We start from the raw sequence: 15,121 nt of genomic DNA, 5'->3' as shown, positions 1-15,121 counted from the left end.
CGGCGGGCCCGGCCCCCCTGGTGGCGGGTGGGCCCGACACCACCCCGCCCGCCCCCACCGCCCTGTTCCCGGCCCACCCCGCGCCCGTGTACACCGGACTGACCAGCTGGCGCCTGCTCGTCCCCGCGCCCGCGCGCCCCTTCCACCCTCACGAGAGCTGGGGCCGCGGCGCCCTCTGGGGCACCCAGCCGCTCAAGGACGGCCGGGTCTACGCGTACGCCGCCGCCGTCGCCCCCGACGGCGCGAAGGCCCCCGACGGCGAGAAGGCCGAACTGCTGCGCCGCTACGGCGACTGGCACGACCCCATCCCCACGCTGCTCGACACCGCTGACGAGGACGGGATCCTGCGCCACGACATCCGCCACCTCACCGCCCCGCTGCCCGCCTTCCACCGCGGCCGCACGGCCCTGCTCGGCGACGCCGCCCACCCCATGGCGCCGACCCTCGGCCAGGGCGGCAACCAGGCGATCGAGGACGCCATCGTGCTCGCCCACCACCTCCCGCCCCGGCGCGCCACGGGCGCCGGACTCGCGGCGTACTCCGCCGACCGCCTGCCCCGCACCACGGCCGTCGTCCGCACCGCCGCCCGGGTCGCGCGTCTCCACACGCGTACGGCCGCGCCCGCCGTCCTCCTGCGCGACGCCCTCATGACGCTCGCCGGAGCGGTTCCCGGCCTCGCGCTGCGCTCCTTCGACTCCCTCGCGGACTGGCACCCCCCGCACCGCGAGGAACTCGTCCCGGCATACGATCACCGGGACGACGGCCGGCAGAGCCGGCACCGTCAGGACCGCCCGGCACATCGACAGGGAGACCCCCGTGAAGATCGGCTGCATCGGCCTCGGTGACATCGCGCGGAAGGCCTATCTGCCGGTCCTCGCCACCCGCCCGGGGACCGAACTGCACCTCCAGACCCGCACCCCGGCCACGCTCGCCGGCGTCGCGGAGACCTACCACGTCCCCGCCGACCGCTGTCACACCGATCTGGAGTCGCTGCTCGCCGCCGGGATCGACGCCGCGTTCGTGCACGCGCCGACCGACGTCCACGCCGAGATCGTCACGCGGCTGCTGGAGGCCGGCGTTCCGACGTACGTCGACAAGCCGCTCGCGTACGAGATCGAGGACTCGCGCCGCCTGGTGGACCTCGCGGAGCGGCGCGGCGTCAGCCTCGCCGTCGGCTTCAACCGCCGTTACGCGCCCGGCTACGCGCAGTGCCTGGACCACCCGCGCGACCTGATCCTGATGCAGAAGAACCGCGTGGGGCTCCCCGAGGACCCGCGCACGCTCGTCCTCGACGACTTCATCCACGTCGTCGACACCCTCCGCTTCCTGCTGCCCGGACCCGCCGACCACATCGACGTACGCGCCCGGATCCGCGACGGGCTCATGCACCACGTCGTGCTCCAGCTGTCCGGCGAGGGCTTCACCGCCATCGGCACGATGAACCGGATGAGCGGCTCCACCGAGGAGATCCTCGAAGTCTCCGGCCAGGACACCAAGCGGCAGGTCCTCAACCTCGCCGACGTCGTCGACCACAAGGGCCAGCCCACCGTCCGGCGCCGCGGCGACTGGGTGCCCGTCGCCCGCCAGCGCGGCATCGAGCAGGTCGTCGTCGCCTTCCTCGACGCCGTGACCGCGGGCGAGACCCTCAGCGCCCAGGACGCCCTGCGGACGCACGAACTGTGCGAGCGGGTGGTACGGGACTCCCTCGCCCGGGCCGCCGCCTGAACGACCCCGCGGCCTCGGCGGCGCACAGCCCGGCCAGCACGGCGAGCGCGGCGTACACCGGCCAGTCGCCGAGGCGCGCGTACGCCGTCGTCGCGTCCGTCAACGGGATGTCGTACACCGCCGACGCGCTGCGCTCGGTGCCCAGCGGGGAGCCGATCCGGTCCCCGTCCGGGCCGTACACCGCGCTCACACCGGTGAGGGTCGCGTGCACCATCGGCCGCCCGGTCTCCGCCGCGCGCAGCGCCGCCAGCGAGGCGTGCTGCCCGGGGGCCCAGCTGTCCTGGAACGTCGAGGTCGCCGACTGGGCCACCAGCAGCTGGGCGCCGTCCCGGGTCAGACGCCGGCTCATGTCGGGGAACGCCGACTCGAAGCACACCAGGGGACCCAGCCGCAGCCCCTCGTCCCCGACGGCCATCACCACCGGGCGCTCACCGCGCCTGCGGTCCTCGGCCGCCGCCTTGCCGACCGACGTCGCCCAGCCCAGCGCGGAGCGGAACGGGATGTACTCGCCGAAGGGCACCAGCCGCATCTTGTCGTACCGGTCACCGGTAGGGCCGTCGGGGCCGATCAGCACACTGCTCTTGTAGATGCCGGGCCGGTCCGAGCGGCGCGCGTCCACATTGACCAGCACCTCGGCGCCCACCTCCCGCGACAGCGCCGCGAGCCGCCGTGCCAGGTCGGGCCGGGCCGCCAGGTCCGCGCCGACACTGCTCTCGCCCCACACCACCAGGTCCACGTCACGGCCGGCCAGCGCCCGCGTGAGCTCCTCGCCGCGCTGCACCCGCCGCTCGGCGCCGCCGGCGCCGTTGATGACGCCCGGCTGCACCACCGCGACCCGCACCTCGCCCGTCGGCTGGGGCGACCGCACCCACAGCCACGCCGAACCCATGGCCACCGCGCACACGGTGACCCCGGCCACCGCCACCGTACGCACGGAGGGAACCGCCACCAGCACGGTCACCGCCGTATTGACCGCCACCACCAAGAGGCTGACCAGCCACACCCCGCCGAGCGACGCCACCCGCAGCGCGGCGTCCACCTGCCACTGACTCGCGCCCAGCAGCCCCCACGGACCGCCGAGCCCCTCCCACGACCGCACCAGCTCCACCATCAGCCACCCGGACGGTACGACGGCGAGAGCGGCCGCCGCCCGCCCCCGCGACGGCGTACGCGCCAGCATCAGCCGCACCAGCCAGCCCCACGGAGCCCACAGCAGCCCCAACAGCCCGGCCAGCACCACGATGAACACATGGAGGCTCGGCATCAGCCAGTGGTGCACGGCGACCATGAACCCCAGACCACCGAGCCAGCCGTCCAGCGCCGCGCGCCCCCCGGTCCCCGCCGTACGGATCAGGAGCATCCACGGCACCAGCGCCACGTACGCGAACCACCACAGGGACGGGGCCGGGAACGCCAGCGCGGGCAGCGCCCCGGCCGCGACCGCGGCGGCCGCGCGCCACCAGGGCGAGGCGAGCACCCGCCCCGGAGCGTCCCGTCGGCCGACCGGAACCCGCAGGCTTCCGAACCGCATACCGCGCCTCCCTCGGAGTGACGCCTCCAGTGTGCGCGAACGCGCCCGTGAGCCGGTCAGCCCGCCGACAACGGGCCCCCGGCGCGTCGCCACGTCTCGCGCACCACCACCGAACGCAGCCGCCAGCCCGCCTCCGTACGCGTCAGGGCGAAGCTGTACCGCCCGCCCGCCAGGGCGTCGTCCCCGGCGTCCAGCGGCAGGGGAGTGAGGTAGTCGGCCAGCGCCTCGGCGCTGTCGCCCGGGTAGCCGCCCAGGTCCTCGATCCGCACCCGGCGGTTGACCAGGAGGTGCTGGCGCACCGGACGCGGCGGCACCGTCAGCGCCAGCCAGTCGGCGACCTCGGCCGCCGCACCCTCGATCCCGCCCGCGTCCCGGTAGTCCGCCCGCCCGTCCGGGGTGAACAGCTCCCGGTAGCCGGCCCAGTCCGCGTCGTCCAGGGCCACCGCGTACCCGGTGATCACCTCGTCGATGGCCAGGCGGTCCATCACGGTCGCGAGATCCGCGCGCTGTGTCATTCGGTCAGTGTCGAGCAGCCGGGGCCTCGCGCCAAGAGCGCCGCACGGCTCACGCCGCCTCCCACTGGTGCGCGCGTCCGCCGCGCCACTCCACCAGGTGGGGGTCGTCCAGCGAGATGTCCGCCTCGTCGAGCCCGGCGCGGCGCAGGAACTCGATCAGGTCGGCGTCGTTGTGCGCGAGCCCGACGATCTGTCCGCGTATGGTGACGCGCCGCCCGCCGCCGGGGGAGGGGCGGTGTACGACGATGGGTGCCTGCCAGGCCATGGGACCAGGGTGCGCCGGGCGGCACATGATCGCACCCGCCCCTCGCGGAGTGCCTTCACACGGGGTGTGAAGGACATGCATGCATATATGCGGCACGCGCCCTGGCGCCCGCACCGCTCCGCGCGGGACGCTGCTCCCGCGTGTTCGGGCCGGAGGACCCGGGCCACGGGCCGCCGGTCGCCCCCCCCTGCCGGCGGCCCGTCGCACGCTCCGGGCCCGCCGCCGGCTCACCCCGCGGACTCGCCCGCGTGCGGGCTCAACACCCCCAGCGCCACCAGCGCGAACAGCACGAGACCGAGGATGATCCGGTAGATCACGAACGGCATGAAGCTCTTCGTGGTGATGAACTTCATGAACCAGGCGATGACGGCATATCCGACACCGAACGCGATGATGGTCGCGAAGATCGTCGGCCCCCAGGAGACGTGGCCGCCCTCGCTCGCGTCCTTCAGCTCGAAGAGGCCCGAGGCCAGCACCGCCGGGATGGCCAGCAGGAAGGAGTAGCGGGCCGCCGCCTCGCGCGTGTAGCTCATCAGCAGGCCACCGCTGATCGTCGCGCCCGACCGCGACACGCCGGGAATCAGCGCCATCGCCTGGCAGAAGCCGAAGATCAGGCCGTCCTTCACGGTCAGGTCCCCGAGCGTCTTGCGCTCCCGCACGGCGCGGTGCCGGCCGCCCTCCTCGACCCGGGCCGCCAGGCGGTCGGCGATGCCCAGCACGATGCCCATCACGATGAGCGTCGTCGCGATCAGCCGCAGATCGCGGAACGGCCCCTCGATGTGGTCCTTCAGGGTGACGCCCAGGACGCCGATCGGAATCGACCCGACGATGACCAGCCAGCCCATGCGCGCGTCGTGGTCCGCGCGCATCGCCTTGTCCGTCAGCGAGCGGAACCACGCCGAGACGATCCGCGCGATGTCCTTGCGGAAGTAGATGAGGACCGCCGTCTCCGTGCCGATCTGCGTGATCGCGGTGAACGCCGCGCCCGGGTCGGACCAGCCCGCGAAGGCGGCGGTCAGCCGCAGGTGCGCGCTGGAGGAGATGGGGAGGAACTCCGTCAGCCCCTGGACGAGTCCGAGGATGAGTGATTCGAACCAAGTCATGGGGCTAGGGCCGTCCCGAATGTGCTCGTGCGGTCATGGTGGGCCGCCAGGGTCAACGGGGCGACCGGCGGCAGGTCGGTGCGCAGCGTACAGCGCGAAGGTGAATGGAGGGCGTCGCGCAGGCGACTCACCGGCCACGCAGCCGGTGGCGCTTGCACCAGGCGACCGCCGCCGCGCCGAGCCCTGTCAGGACGATGAACCCCGTGGAGAGGAGGAAGGCCGGCGAGGTCGGGGACGCGGCCTGGCTGCCCGCGATCACGTACGCGGCGGTGTTCGGGACCGACCCGATGCCCGTGGCCAGCAGGAACGGCGCGTACCCCATCCGTGAGACCGCCGCGCAGTAGTTCGCCGCGGCGAACGGCACCCCGGGGAACAGCCGGATCGCCAGCATCGAGCGGAACCCGTGCCGGCTGAGCTGACCGTCCGCCGCCGTCAGCCAGCGCCCGCGCAGCAGCGGACGCAGCGCGTCCTGCCCCAGCACCCGGCCCAGCGTGAACGCGATCCCCGCGCCCAGCACGGTCCCGGCGACCGCCGCGACGAGCCCGGCCTGCGAGCCGAACAGCGCTCCCGCCGCCAGGTTCAGGATCGGGCGCGGCACGAAGGCGGCGGTGCACAGCCCGTACGCCAGCGCGAACAGCACCACCGCGCCCGCGCCGCCGATCTGCGGCGGCCAGCCGGCCGAGAGCAGCCGCTGCGGCTCGTACAGGACCACGGTCGCGGCCGCGGAGACGAGCAGCAGCAGGAGCAGGGACAGGCGCGACCACGGGGAGACGAGCGCCCGCGAGCAGCGGAGGGCGAGAGGGGAGGCCTGGGGCCGCGTGACGGGGTCGAGCATCCGGGGAGACTAACCGACGAAGCCGGGTGATCGCCGTAACCTCCGGCTCCTCCGACGGGCCGTGACCGCGCCGCCTCGGCCGCCGTCGGGGAAAACCGTTCGACGCGTGCCCGGCCGCCGGGCGATGATCAGCGGCATGTTCCGGTACGCCTTCCTCGCAGCGCCGTCCGCAGTCGCGGACGCGCCGAAGGCTGCCGCCTCTTCCTTCCCGGCCGCTCTCGACGGCGCCCGAAGCTGACCCTTCCCGGACAGTCCGGCGGACCCCGCAGGGGGAGGGTCGGCAGGGCCCGGGGGTCCCTCTCCACTGCTTCGAGTTCCGGGAAGGAACCGCGTCGCCATGTCCAAGACGGCATACGTCCGCACCAAACCGCACCTCAACATCGGCACCATGGGCCACGTCGACCACGGCAAGACCACCCTGACCGCCGCCATCACCAAGGTCCTCAGCGAGCGCGGAACCGGTGCCTTCGTGCCCTTCGACCGGATCGACCGGGCGCCCGAGGAGGCGCGGCGGGGGATCACCATCAACCTCGCGCACGTCGAGTACGAGACCGACACCCGCCACTACGCGCACGTCGACATGCCCGGTCACGCCGACTACATCAAGAACATGGTCACCGGAGCCGCGCAGCTCGACGGGGCGATCCTCGTCGTCTCCGCGCTCGACGGGATCATGCCGCAGACCGCCGAGCACGTGCTCCTCGCCCGCCAGGTCGGCGTCGACCACATCGTCGTCGCCCTCAACAAGGCCGACGCGGGCGACGACGAGCTGACCGACCTCGTGGAGCTGGAAGTGCGCGAGCTGCTCACCGCGCACGGGTACGGCGGCGACTCCGTCCCCGTCGTACGGGTCTCCGGGCTGAGGGCCCTGGAGGGCGACCCGCGCTGGACCGGGGCCATCGAGGCGCTGCTGGACGCGGTGGACACGTACGTGCCCATGCCCGTGCGGTACGTGGACGCGCCGTTCCTGCTGCCCGTGGAGAACGTCCTCACCATCACCGGCCGCGGCACCGTGGTCACCGGCGCCGTCGAGCGCGGCACGGTACGGGTCGGCGACCGCGTGGAGGTCCTCGGGGCGGACAGGGACACGGACACGGTCGTCACCGGCCTGGAGACCTTCGGCAAGCCGATGGAGTCCGCGCAGGCCGGCGACAACGTCGCTCTGCTGCTGCGCGGCGTGCCGCGCGACACCGTCCGCCGCGGCCATGTCGTGGCGGCGCCCGGCAGCGTCGTACCGAGCCGCCGTTTCACGGCGCAGGTGTACGTCCTGTCGGCGCGCGAGGGCGGTCGTCCGACGCCGGTCTCGACGGGCTACCGGCCGCAGTTCTACCTGCGCACCGCGGACGTCGTCGGCGATGTCGACCTCGGCGCGGTCGGCGTCGCGCGCCCGGGCGACACGGTCACCATGACCGTCGAGCTGGCCCGGGACGTGCCCCTGGAGCCGGGGCTGGGCTTCGCGATCCGCGAGGGCGGCCGCACCGTCGGCGCCGGGACGGTGACGGAGCTCGTGTGAGCCGGTCCGCGTGAGCGCCGGTCACCGGCCTCCGCCGGGGGCAGCCCCTCGGCGGAGGCCGCCGGGCCGTGATCGCGCGGCGGCGGCGACCCCTGGGCGCCGTGGTCGCCGTGGCCGCGACCGGACGGCACTAGGGATCACCGGGGCCTGGTCCACACGACACCGCCTAGGCTGGCCGGGTGAACGAGCAGCTCCCCGTACTCCGCGAGGTCGACCACGGCACCGCCAAGCTCATGCCCGACGTGGACCGCGAGCGGGCCTGGCTGCTGACGGTCGACGGTGCGCCGCAGTCGTACGTCGACCTCGACGACCCGGCGTACCTGGAGTTCGAGTACGCCCGGAGGCTCGCCCACGCCGTGGACTGCGCCGCCGGGGAGCCGGGCGAGCCGCTGGACGTGCTGCACCTCGGCGGCGGCGCGCTCACGCTGCCGCGCTGGATCGCGGCGACCCGGCCGGGCTCGCGGCAGGATGTGGTGGAGGCGGACCGCGGGCTCATCGCGCTCGTCGGGCAGCACCTGCCGCTCCCGTCCGGCGCGGGGATCACCGTGCACGCCGCGGACGCCCGCGCCTGGCTGGAGGCGGCGCCCGCGCGGTCGGCGGACGTGCTCATCGCGGACGTCTTCGGCGGCTCGCGGGTGCCCGCCCACCTGACGTCCGTCGCGTACGCGAGGGCCGCCGAGCGCGCGCTGCGGCCGGGCGGGACCTACATCGCCAACCTCGCGGACGGCGCGCCCTTCGCCTTCCTGCGCTCGCAGCTCGCCACCTTCGCCACCGTCTTCGAGGAGCTCGCGCTGATCGCCGAGCCCGCCGTGCTGCGCGGCCGGCGGTTCGGCAACGCGGTGCTGGTCGCCTCGCACCAGGAGATCGACACGGCCGGGCTGGCCCGCCGCACCGCCGCCGACGCCTTCCCCGCGCGCGTGGAGCACGGCCCGTCGCTGGCCCGCTTCACCGGCGACGCGCGCCCGGTACGGGACGAGGACGCGGTCGCGTCACCCGAGCCGCCCGACGGGGCCTTCGGTATCGGCTGACACCGGCGCGGCGGGCCGCGCCGCGATCTCCTTCGTACGCCGCGTCAGATTCCGTACGTCCGGCACCAGCAGGACCAGCGCGGTCACCAGCACGATCAGCCCGGCGCACCCCCACAGCGCCGTCTGCCGCCCGAACAGGCTCTCCGCCGGACCGGCCAGCGCGGTCGACACCGGCAGCATCGCCGTCGAGCCGAACCAGTCGTACGCCGAGACGCGCGACAGCTTCTCCTCCGGAATCTCCTGGTGCAGCGCGGTCATCCACGCCACCCCGAACACCTCCAGCGTGACGCCGCTGAGGAACATCACCGCCGCCAGGCCGCCCACCGGGAGGGGCACGGCCAGCGCGGCCGACGGCAGCGCCAGCGGGAAGACGCACAGGGTGCCGACGAGCAGCATCCGCCGGGGCTTCCAGCGCATCATCAGCACCGCCCCGCCCAAGGTGCCCACGCCGAACGCGGCCAGCGCCAGGCCCCAGGGCCGTGCCCCGCCCAGCTGCTCCTGGGCGACCAGCGGCCCGTACACGGACTCCGCGGCGCCCACCACCGCCACGACCACCGCGAACTGCGCGACGATCGACCAGAGCCAGGGCCGGCTCGCGAACTCCGTCCAGCCCTCCCGCAGGTCCTTCAGCAGTCCGCCGCCGGGTGCCCGCTTCGCGATGTGGCCGACGTCGAGGAAGGCGCGCAGCGCCCCCGCCACCGCGAACGCCGCCGCGTCGATCGCGAGCACCCAGCCCGGACCGACCGCCGCGATCATGGCGCCGCCGAGCGCGGCGCCGCCGATGCCCGCGCCGTTCATGGCCATGCGGAAGAGCGCGAAGGCCCGGCTGACCTGCTCGCCGCTGACGCTGGACATCAGCATGCCCTCGGCGGCCGGGTTGAAGAACGCCTGCCCGGTGCCCCCGAGCGCCGACAGCAGCATCATCTGCCACAGCAGGGCGTCGCCGGTGAGGACGAGGACGGCGAAGAGCCCCTGGGAGACGCAGTTGAGGGCGTTGGCGGCCACCATCACCCGGTGGCGGGGCAGCCGGTCGGCCACCGCGCCGCCGATGAGCAGGAACAGCACGAGCGGCAGCGTGCGGGCCGCCGTCACCAGCCCCACGTCGCCGCCGTCCCCGCCGGTCTCCAGCACCGCGAACGCCGCCGCGATGAGGGCGCCGTGGGTGCCCAGGTTGGTGACGACCGCGGCGGCGGTCAGCAGGGTGTAGTTGCGGCCGGCCCAGGCGGGGCGGCGGAGCCGGCGCGGGGAGTGCGGCGGAGCGGCGGGAGTTGTCACCCCGGGACTATCCCCGGAGCGCCGCCCCGATGCCAAACGGTTTCTCCGCCGACGCTTCGGCAGTGCCTCACGACGCGGGCTCGGCCAGCCGCACCGTGCTCAGGATCTTCTGGATGGTCGCGTCCGGCAGCTCGTCGCTGACGCCCTTGGCGCCGTACAGGACCCAGCTGGCATAGTCGCCCTTGTCGTTCTTGAAGGCGAAGGCGATGGACTTGCCGTCCGTCTTGCACTTGCCGGTCTTCTTCACGTTCAGCGCGGTGGCCGTCGAGACGTGTCCGGTGAGCCCGGACTTGGTGGTGTAGGGCACCGCCGTGCTCGCCTTGACCGTGCCCTTGGGCTCGGTCTGGGCGTACGCCGCCCACACCCAGCTTCCGGCCGCGTTGTACGCCGCGTCCGCGGTGTCCTTGGCCCCCTGCGCGCCCTTGGTGCCGGTGGCGCTCAGGGTCGTGCTCTCCTGGCGGCCGTCCTTGTCCGTGTCGTCCGTGCACCACTCGCTCTTGAAGTACGCGGGCGAGGTCATCACCACCGCCGGGCTGCCGTCGCCCTTCTTCACGTCGTCGAAGGCGGAGATGGCGCCCACCTTCGCGACCTCCCAGTCGGGCGGGACGTCGAAGAGCGTGCCGTACTTGGGGTTGGAGACGACCTTCCAGCCCGGGATCGTGGGCTGGGCCGCGGCGGAGCCGTCGCGCGGGTTCTCGATCGCGGACGGGCTGGAGTCGGCGGACGCGCTCTGCGAGGGCTTGGCGTCCCCGCCGGCCGTCGTCTTCTTGTCGTCGTCCTGCAGCACCAGGAAGCCCGTGACACCGGCGGCCGCGACGACGGCGATCGCGGCGACGATCGCGATGACGGTCGTCTTCTTCTTGTCGTCGGTGCGCGGCGGCACCGGCGGGCCGGGCGGCTGCTGCCCGGGCACGGCGTACTGCGGCACGGTCGGCTGCTGGTAGGGGTTGGGCTGCTGGTACGCGTTCGGCTGCATCGGCTGCGTCGGCTGCTGGTACGGGTTGGCCTGCGGCGGGCCGGCCGGCGGGTAACCCGGCTGCTGCGGCGGCGGTCCCTGAGGCGGCCCCTGCGGAGGCTGTGCCTGCGAAGGCTGCCCCTGCGGCGGCTGCTGCGGATAACCCGGCTGCTGGTACGGGTTCTGCTGCGGATAACCCGGCTGCTGGTACGGGTTCTGGTCCTGCGGGTTCTGCTCGCCCCCGGGCGGCTGCTGTCCTGGCCACATGGCGAGTAACCATAGAGGGGCCGGGGCGCGGACTGCCACGCGCGCCCCCCGGCCATGGGTTCCCGTACTTGCTACCGCCTGGTAACTTCGGTCCATGTCCGAGACCCAGCCGAACATCGGCGAGATGCTGCTGGCCACTGTTCCCATGGCCAAGACCCTGAACCTCGAGGTCGTCGAGGCGACCACCGAGCGGGCTGTGCTGCGGCTCCCCGACCAGAGCGACTTCCACAACCACGTCGGCGGCCCGCACGCGGGAGCGATGTTCACGCTCGGCGAGTCCGCGAGCGGCGCCATCGTCATCGGCGCCTTCGGCGACCAGCTGGGCCGGGCCGTGCCGCTCGCCGTGAAGGCGGAGATCGGCTACAAGAAGCTCGCGATGGGCCCCGTCACCGCCACCGCCACGCTGGGCCGCACCAAGGCCGAGGTCGTCGCCGAGCTGGACGCCGGCCAGCGGCCCGAGTTCCCGGTCAACATCGAGATCACGCGCGAGGACGGCGCCGTCACCGGCGAGATGACCATCACCTGGACCCTGCGCCCGAACGCGTAAAACGCTCTTCCGTGTGTGCACGCGCGCGTGCAGCCGCCCCCGCACCCCTCTTCGGGTGCGGGGGCGGCCCTGTCTGACCCGGTGTCAGGCATGTCGTCCCGCATAGTGCGTTTATGTCACAAGAGTCGGAAAACGTCAGCCGCAGAACCACGCTCCGCCTGCTCACCGGAGCCGTCACCGCCGCCGCCGTCACCACCGGAACCCCCGTCACCGGACCGGCCCCCCAGGCCCGGGCCACCCCCCGGCGCAGCCGCGTCGACGAGCTGCTCGCCCGGCTGACCCTCGACGAGAAACTCGGCCTCCTGCACGGCGCCAAGGACCCGGAGAACCGCGGCCAGGCCGGTTACGTCCCCGGCGTCCCGCGCCTCGGCATCCCCCCGCTGCGCCTGGCCGACGGCCCCGCCGGCGTACGCCTCAGAACGGCACGGGCCACCGCCCTGCCCGCGCCGGTCATGCTCGCGAGCACCTTCGACCCCGCGCTCGCCCGGGAGTACGGCCGGGTCATCGGCCACGAGGGCAGGGCGCTGGGCCAGGACGTCCTGCTGTCGCCCATGGTCAACCTGATCCGCACCCCGTACGCCGGACGGAACTTCGAGACCTTCTCCGAGGACCCGCTCCTCTCCGCCGACCTCGTCGCCGAGGAGATCCGCGGCATCCAGGGCGAGGGCCTGATCGCCACGGTCAAGCACTTCGCCCTCAACAACCAGGAGACCGACCGCACCTCCGTCGACGTGCGGATCGGCGAACAGGCCCTGTACGAGACCGAACTACGCGGCTTCGAGGCGGCCGTCGCCGCCGGCGCAGGAGCGGTGATGGGCGCCTACAACAAGGTCGACGGCCTCCACGCGTGCGAGAACCCGGCCCTCCTCACCGGGATCCTGCGCGACCGGTGGGGCTTCGACGGCTGGGTGATGAGCGACTGGGACGCCACCCACAGCGCCGCCCCCGCCCTCACCGCGGGTCTCGACATGGAGATGCCCGCAGGCCGCTGGTTCGGCGAGCCCCTGCGCCGCGCCGTGCGGGACGGCGCCGTACCCGAGGCCACCGTCGACCGTGCCGTACGCCGGATCCTCACCATCATGGAGCGGTTCGGGCTCCTCGACGGCACGGCCCCCGCCCGCCCCGCCCGCGACGCGCAGGCCGGCGCCCGGGTCGCGTACCGCGTCGCCGTCGCGGGCGCGACCCTGCTGCGCAACGCGCAACGCGACGGGAGCGCCACCCTCCCGCTCGCCGGCCCCGCCGCCCGCTCCCTCGCCGTCATCGGCCCCACCGGCGCGCTGCCCTTCGTCGGCGGCGGCGGCAGCGCCCACGTCGTGCCGGACCGGGCGGTGAGCCCGCTCGACGCCCTCACCGCTCGTGCGGGGCAGGGCGCACGCGTGACGTACGCCCTCGGCGAGGACCTGTACGGCAAGCCCCTGCCCGCCACGTCCCCCGGCGCCCGCTTCGAGCGCCAGAGCGTCGGCGCGGGCGAGACGTGGACGTACGACGGGACGCTCACCGTCGACGAGCCCGACGAGTGGACGCTCCTCGTCCACTACAGCGGCGAGCGCCCCCGCGTCCTTCTCGACGGCAGGGAACTCTTCCCCCGGCGGGACGCCATGGCCGAACTCTTCGACGGCTTCGGCCTGGCGGCCACCGCTCCGGACGGCCTCAAGGTGCGGCGTACCGCCCTCGCCCTCACCGCCGGCCGCCACGTCCTCCACGTCACCGCGAAGGGCGGTGCGAAGGGGCAGGTCTTCCGGCTCCGCCGGATCACGTCCACCACGCGCGCGGCGGACGTGGCCCAAGCCGTACGGACGGCGCGCGCCGCGCACAGCGTGGTGCTGTTCGCGTACGAGGACGCCATCGAGGGCCGCGACCGTACGTCGCTGGCGCTGCCCGGCCGGCAGGAGGCGCTGATCGACGCGGTCACCGCCGCCAACCCCCGTACCACCGTCGTCCTCAACACGTCGTCCGCCGTCACCATGCCGTGGCTGGAGCGGACGGGGGCGGTGCTGCAGATGTACTACCCCGGCCAGGAGGGGGCGGCCGCGACCGCCGCCGTCCTGTTCGGCGACACCGACCCCGGCGGCCGGCTCACCCAGACCTTCCCCGTCTCCGACTCCCGCCACCCGACCGCCGGCGACCCGCGCCGCTACCCCGGCGCCGACGGGGTCGCCGAGTACACGGAGGGGGTCAGGGCGGGGTACCGCTGGTACGACGCGGAGGGCGTGGAGCCGCTGTTCCCGTTCGGGCACGGCCTGTCGTACACGACGTTCGCGTACGCGGGGCTCGTGGTGACGCCCGCGCGCGGGGGCGGCCTCACGGCGAGCTTCACCGTACGCAACACCGGCGCGCGCACCGGCGTCACCGTCCCGCAGCTGTACGTCGGACCCTCGCCCGACGTGACCCTGGACCAGGCACCGCTGGTGCTGGCGGGCTACCGGCGCCTGGAGCTGCGGCCGGGGCAGATCCGCCGCGTCACCGTGCCCCTCGCCCCTCGCACCCTGTCCTGCTGGGACCCGGCGCGGCGCGCGTGGGTCCTTGGGACCGGAACCCGCACCGTACGGCTCGGGGCCTCGGCGCGGGACCTCCGCCTCACCGTGCGGGCGAGGGTGCTCGCACTGTGAGGCGGTAGGCTGCCACAGCCCATCAGCGGCCCATCACCCCATCACCACACCCACAGATCCGCAGATCCGCAGATCCATACGGAGGAGCCGGCGTTGCACGTCCAGGAGTGGCTCGAGACCGTTCCACCGCTCAGCATCTACCTCCTGGTGGGGGTGGTGATCGGGCTCGAAAGCCTCGGAATCCCGCTGCCGGGCGAGATCGTCCTCGTCAGCTCGGCGCTGCTGGCCTCGCAGCACGGCGACATCAACCCGTACGTCCTGGGCGCGTGCGCCACCGCCGGCGCGATCATCGGTGACTCCATCGGGTACGCGATCGGCCGCAAGGGCGGCCGTCCGCTGCTCGCCTGGCTCGGCGGCAAGTTCCCCAAGCACTTCAGCGAAGCCAACATCGCCCTGGCGGAACGGTCCTTCGAGAAGTGGGGCATGTGGGCCGTCTTCTTCGGCCGCTTCGTGGCGCTGCTGCGGATCTTCGCGGGGCCGCTCGCGGGTGTGCTGCGCATGCCGTACTGGAAGTTCGCCATCGCCAACGTCTTCGGCGGAATCCTCTGGGCCGGCGGCACCACGGCCGTCATCTACTCGGTCGGCGTCGTCGCCGAGGCGTGGCTGAAGCGGTTCTCGTGGGTGGGGCTCGTGCTCGCCGTCCTCATCGGCGTGACGTCGATGCTGATCCTCAAGAGCCGTGCCAAGAAGGCGGCGGCCAAGGCGGAAGCGGCGCCCGCCGCGCCCGCCGCGGAGCGGGAACCGGTACCGGCCGCGGCGGACTGAGCGGCGGGCGGGGGCGCGGGGCTTGGCCGCTGCGCGGGGCTTGTTCCCCACCCCGCCCCTTCCCGTAACCGGGGGCTCTGCCCCCGGACCCCCGCGCCACCAAAGCCCGCGGGGCTGGGGTTAAACCCCTCCGGGGCCCCGGGCAGAGCCCCCCGAACTCCGTCCACCCCTAACACGCGGTGCGCCGT

At 73.9% G+C, this 15,121-nt stretch carries 14 protein-coding genes; 7 read left to right on the top strand and 7 right to left on the bottom strand.

The genetic code is table 11. The annotated features are described in order from the left end of the window. On the top strand, window positions 1-845 hold an 845-nt coding region (locus ABZX67_RS32580; RefSeq protein ID WP_355368184.1), incomplete at its 5' end, for an FAD-dependent monooxygenase. Next, on the top strand, window positions 817-1,725 hold the full coding sequence (locus tag ABZX67_RS32575) for a Gfo/Idh/MocA family oxidoreductase (protein ID WP_355368181.1): 909 nt from the start codon (window positions 817-819) through the stop codon (window positions 1,723-1,725). The genes ABZX67_RS32580 and ABZX67_RS32575, both read left to right, overlap by 29 nt. Here the strand turns inward: ABZX67_RS32575 and lnt are convergent. The 5 genes from lnt to ABZX67_RS32550 all read right to left on the bottom strand — a co-directional run bounded on the left by lnt (window position 1,646) and on the right by ABZX67_RS32550 (window position 5,974). Further along, window positions 1,646-3,256 (bottom strand): apolipoprotein N-acyltransferase, encoded by a 1,611-nt coding sequence (lnt, locus tag ABZX67_RS32570; protein ID WP_355368178.1) that lies wholly within the window; start codon window positions 3,254-3,256, stop codon window positions 1,646-1,648. The genes ABZX67_RS32575 and lnt overlap by 80 nt on opposite strands. 56 nt (window positions 3,257-3,312) lie before the next feature. Then, the gene (locus tag ABZX67_RS32565) at window positions 3,313-3,771 is read right to left on the bottom strand and encodes a nuclear transport factor 2 family protein (protein WP_355368175.1); all 459 of its coding nucleotides are present in this window, start codon (window positions 3,769-3,771) and stop codon (window positions 3,313-3,315) included. Between the two features lie 49 nt (window positions 3,772-3,820). Next, on the bottom strand, window positions 3,821-4,036 hold the full coding sequence (locus ABZX67_RS32560) for a hypothetical protein (RefSeq protein WP_355368172.1): 216 nt from the start codon (window positions 4,034-4,036) through the stop codon (window positions 3,821-3,823). A 227-nt stretch (window positions 4,037-4,263) separates the two neighbouring features. Beyond that, entirely contained in the window at window positions 4,264-5,139 is an 876-nt protein-coding gene (locus ABZX67_RS32555; RefSeq protein WP_355368170.1) for an undecaprenyl-diphosphate phosphatase, read from the bottom strand. 127 nt (window positions 5,140-5,266) lie between these two features. Continuing rightward, the gene (locus tag ABZX67_RS32550; protein WP_355368167.1) at window positions 5,267-5,974 is read right to left on the bottom strand and encodes a TVP38/TMEM64 family protein; all 708 of its coding nucleotides are present in this window, start codon (window positions 5,972-5,974) and stop codon (window positions 5,267-5,269) included. 337 nt (window positions 5,975-6,311) lie between these two features. Here ABZX67_RS32550 and tuf point away from each other — a divergent pair, with 337 nt between their 5' ends. Both tuf and ABZX67_RS32540 read left to right on the top strand, forming a co-directional pair. Next, window positions 6,312-7,487, top strand: a complete 1,176-nt coding sequence (gene tuf / locus ABZX67_RS32545) for an elongation factor Tu (RefSeq protein ID WP_355368164.1) — start codon at window positions 6,312-6,314, stop codon at window positions 7,485-7,487. Window positions 7,488-7,666: 179 nt separating this feature from the next. Further along, complete coding sequence (locus ABZX67_RS32540) at window positions 7,667-8,515, top strand: fused MFS/spermidine synthase (RefSeq protein WP_355368161.1); 849 nt, start codon at window positions 7,667-7,669, stop codon at window positions 8,513-8,515. Here ABZX67_RS32540 and ABZX67_RS32535 read toward each other — a convergent pair. Together ABZX67_RS32535 and ABZX67_RS32530 are read right to left on the bottom strand one after the other, a co-directional pair. Continuing rightward, entirely contained in the window at window positions 8,477-9,790 is a 1,314-nt protein-coding gene (locus tag ABZX67_RS32535) for an MFS transporter (protein WP_355368158.1), read from the bottom strand. The genes ABZX67_RS32540 and ABZX67_RS32535 overlap by 39 nt on opposite strands. A 67-nt stretch (window positions 9,791-9,857) precedes the next feature. Next, a complete protein-coding gene (locus ABZX67_RS32530; RefSeq protein ID WP_355368155.1) occupies window positions 9,858-11,012 on the bottom strand; it encodes a hypothetical protein in 1,155 nt (384 codons plus the stop codon). A 94-nt stretch (window positions 11,013-11,106) separates the two neighbouring features. Between ABZX67_RS32530 and ABZX67_RS32525 the strand changes: the two genes are divergently transcribed. From ABZX67_RS32525 to ABZX67_RS32515, 3 genes are all read left to right on the top strand, one after another. Next, the gene (locus ABZX67_RS32525) at window positions 11,107-11,559 is read left to right on the top strand and encodes a DUF4442 domain-containing protein (protein WP_355368152.1); all 453 of its coding nucleotides are present in this window, start codon (window positions 11,107-11,109) and stop codon (window positions 11,557-11,559) included. Window positions 11,560-11,672: 113 nt separating this feature from the next. Continuing rightward, entirely contained in the window at window positions 11,673-14,168 is a 2,496-nt protein-coding gene (locus ABZX67_RS32520) for a glycoside hydrolase family 3 N-terminal domain-containing protein (RefSeq protein WP_355368149.1), read from the top strand. 93 nt (window positions 14,169-14,261) lie between these two features. Then, window positions 14,262-14,933 (top strand): DedA family protein, encoded by a 672-nt coding sequence (locus ABZX67_RS32515; protein ID WP_355368146.1) that lies wholly within the window; start codon window positions 14,262-14,264, stop codon window positions 14,931-14,933. Window positions 14,934-15,121: the final 188 nt, after the last annotated feature.

It is taken from the genome of Streptomyces sp. NPDC003036, from assembly GCF_040611175.1.
GTDB lineage: Bacteria > Actinomycetota > Actinomycetes > Streptomycetales > Streptomycetaceae > Streptomyces.
The sequence above is the reverse complement of the archived record's forward strand: the minus strand, read 5'-3'. Positions and strand labels throughout refer to the sequence as shown.

Excerpts from the sequence above, each read along its gene's own strand:
- ABZX67_RS32525 (WP_355368152.1), top strand. The coding sequence starts at position 11,107 with ATGTCCGAGACCCAGCCGAACATCGGCGAGATGCTGCTGGCCACTGTT.
- lnt (WP_355368178.1), bottom strand. The coding sequence starts at position 3,256 with ATGCGGTTCGGAAGCCTGCGGGTTCCGGTCGGCCGACGGGACGCTCCG.
- ABZX67_RS32520 (WP_355368149.1), top strand. The coding sequence starts at position 11,673 with ATGTCACAAGAGTCGGAAAACGTCAGCCGCAGAACCACGCTCCGCCTG.
- ABZX67_RS32550 (WP_355368167.1), bottom strand. The coding sequence starts at position 5,974 with ATGCTCGACCCCGTCACGCGGCCCCAGGCCTCCCCTCTCGCCCTCCGC.
- ABZX67_RS32555 (WP_355368170.1), bottom strand. The coding sequence starts at position 5,139 with ATGACTTGGTTCGAATCACTCATCCTCGGACTCGTCCAGGGGCTGACG.
- ABZX67_RS32565 (WP_355368175.1), bottom strand. The coding sequence starts at position 3,771 with ATGACACAGCGCGCGGATCTCGCGACCGTGATGGACCGCCTGGCCATC.
- ABZX67_RS32530 (WP_355368155.1), bottom strand. The coding sequence starts at position 11,012 with ATGTGGCCAGGACAGCAGCCGCCCGGGGGCGAGCAGAACCCGCAGGAC.
- tuf (WP_355368164.1), top strand. The coding sequence starts at position 6,312 with ATGTCCAAGACGGCATACGTCCGCACCAAACCGCACCTCAACATCGGC.
- ABZX67_RS32560 (WP_355368172.1), bottom strand. The coding sequence starts at position 4,036 with ATGGCCTGGCAGGCACCCATCGTCGTACACCGCCCCTCCCCCGGCGGC.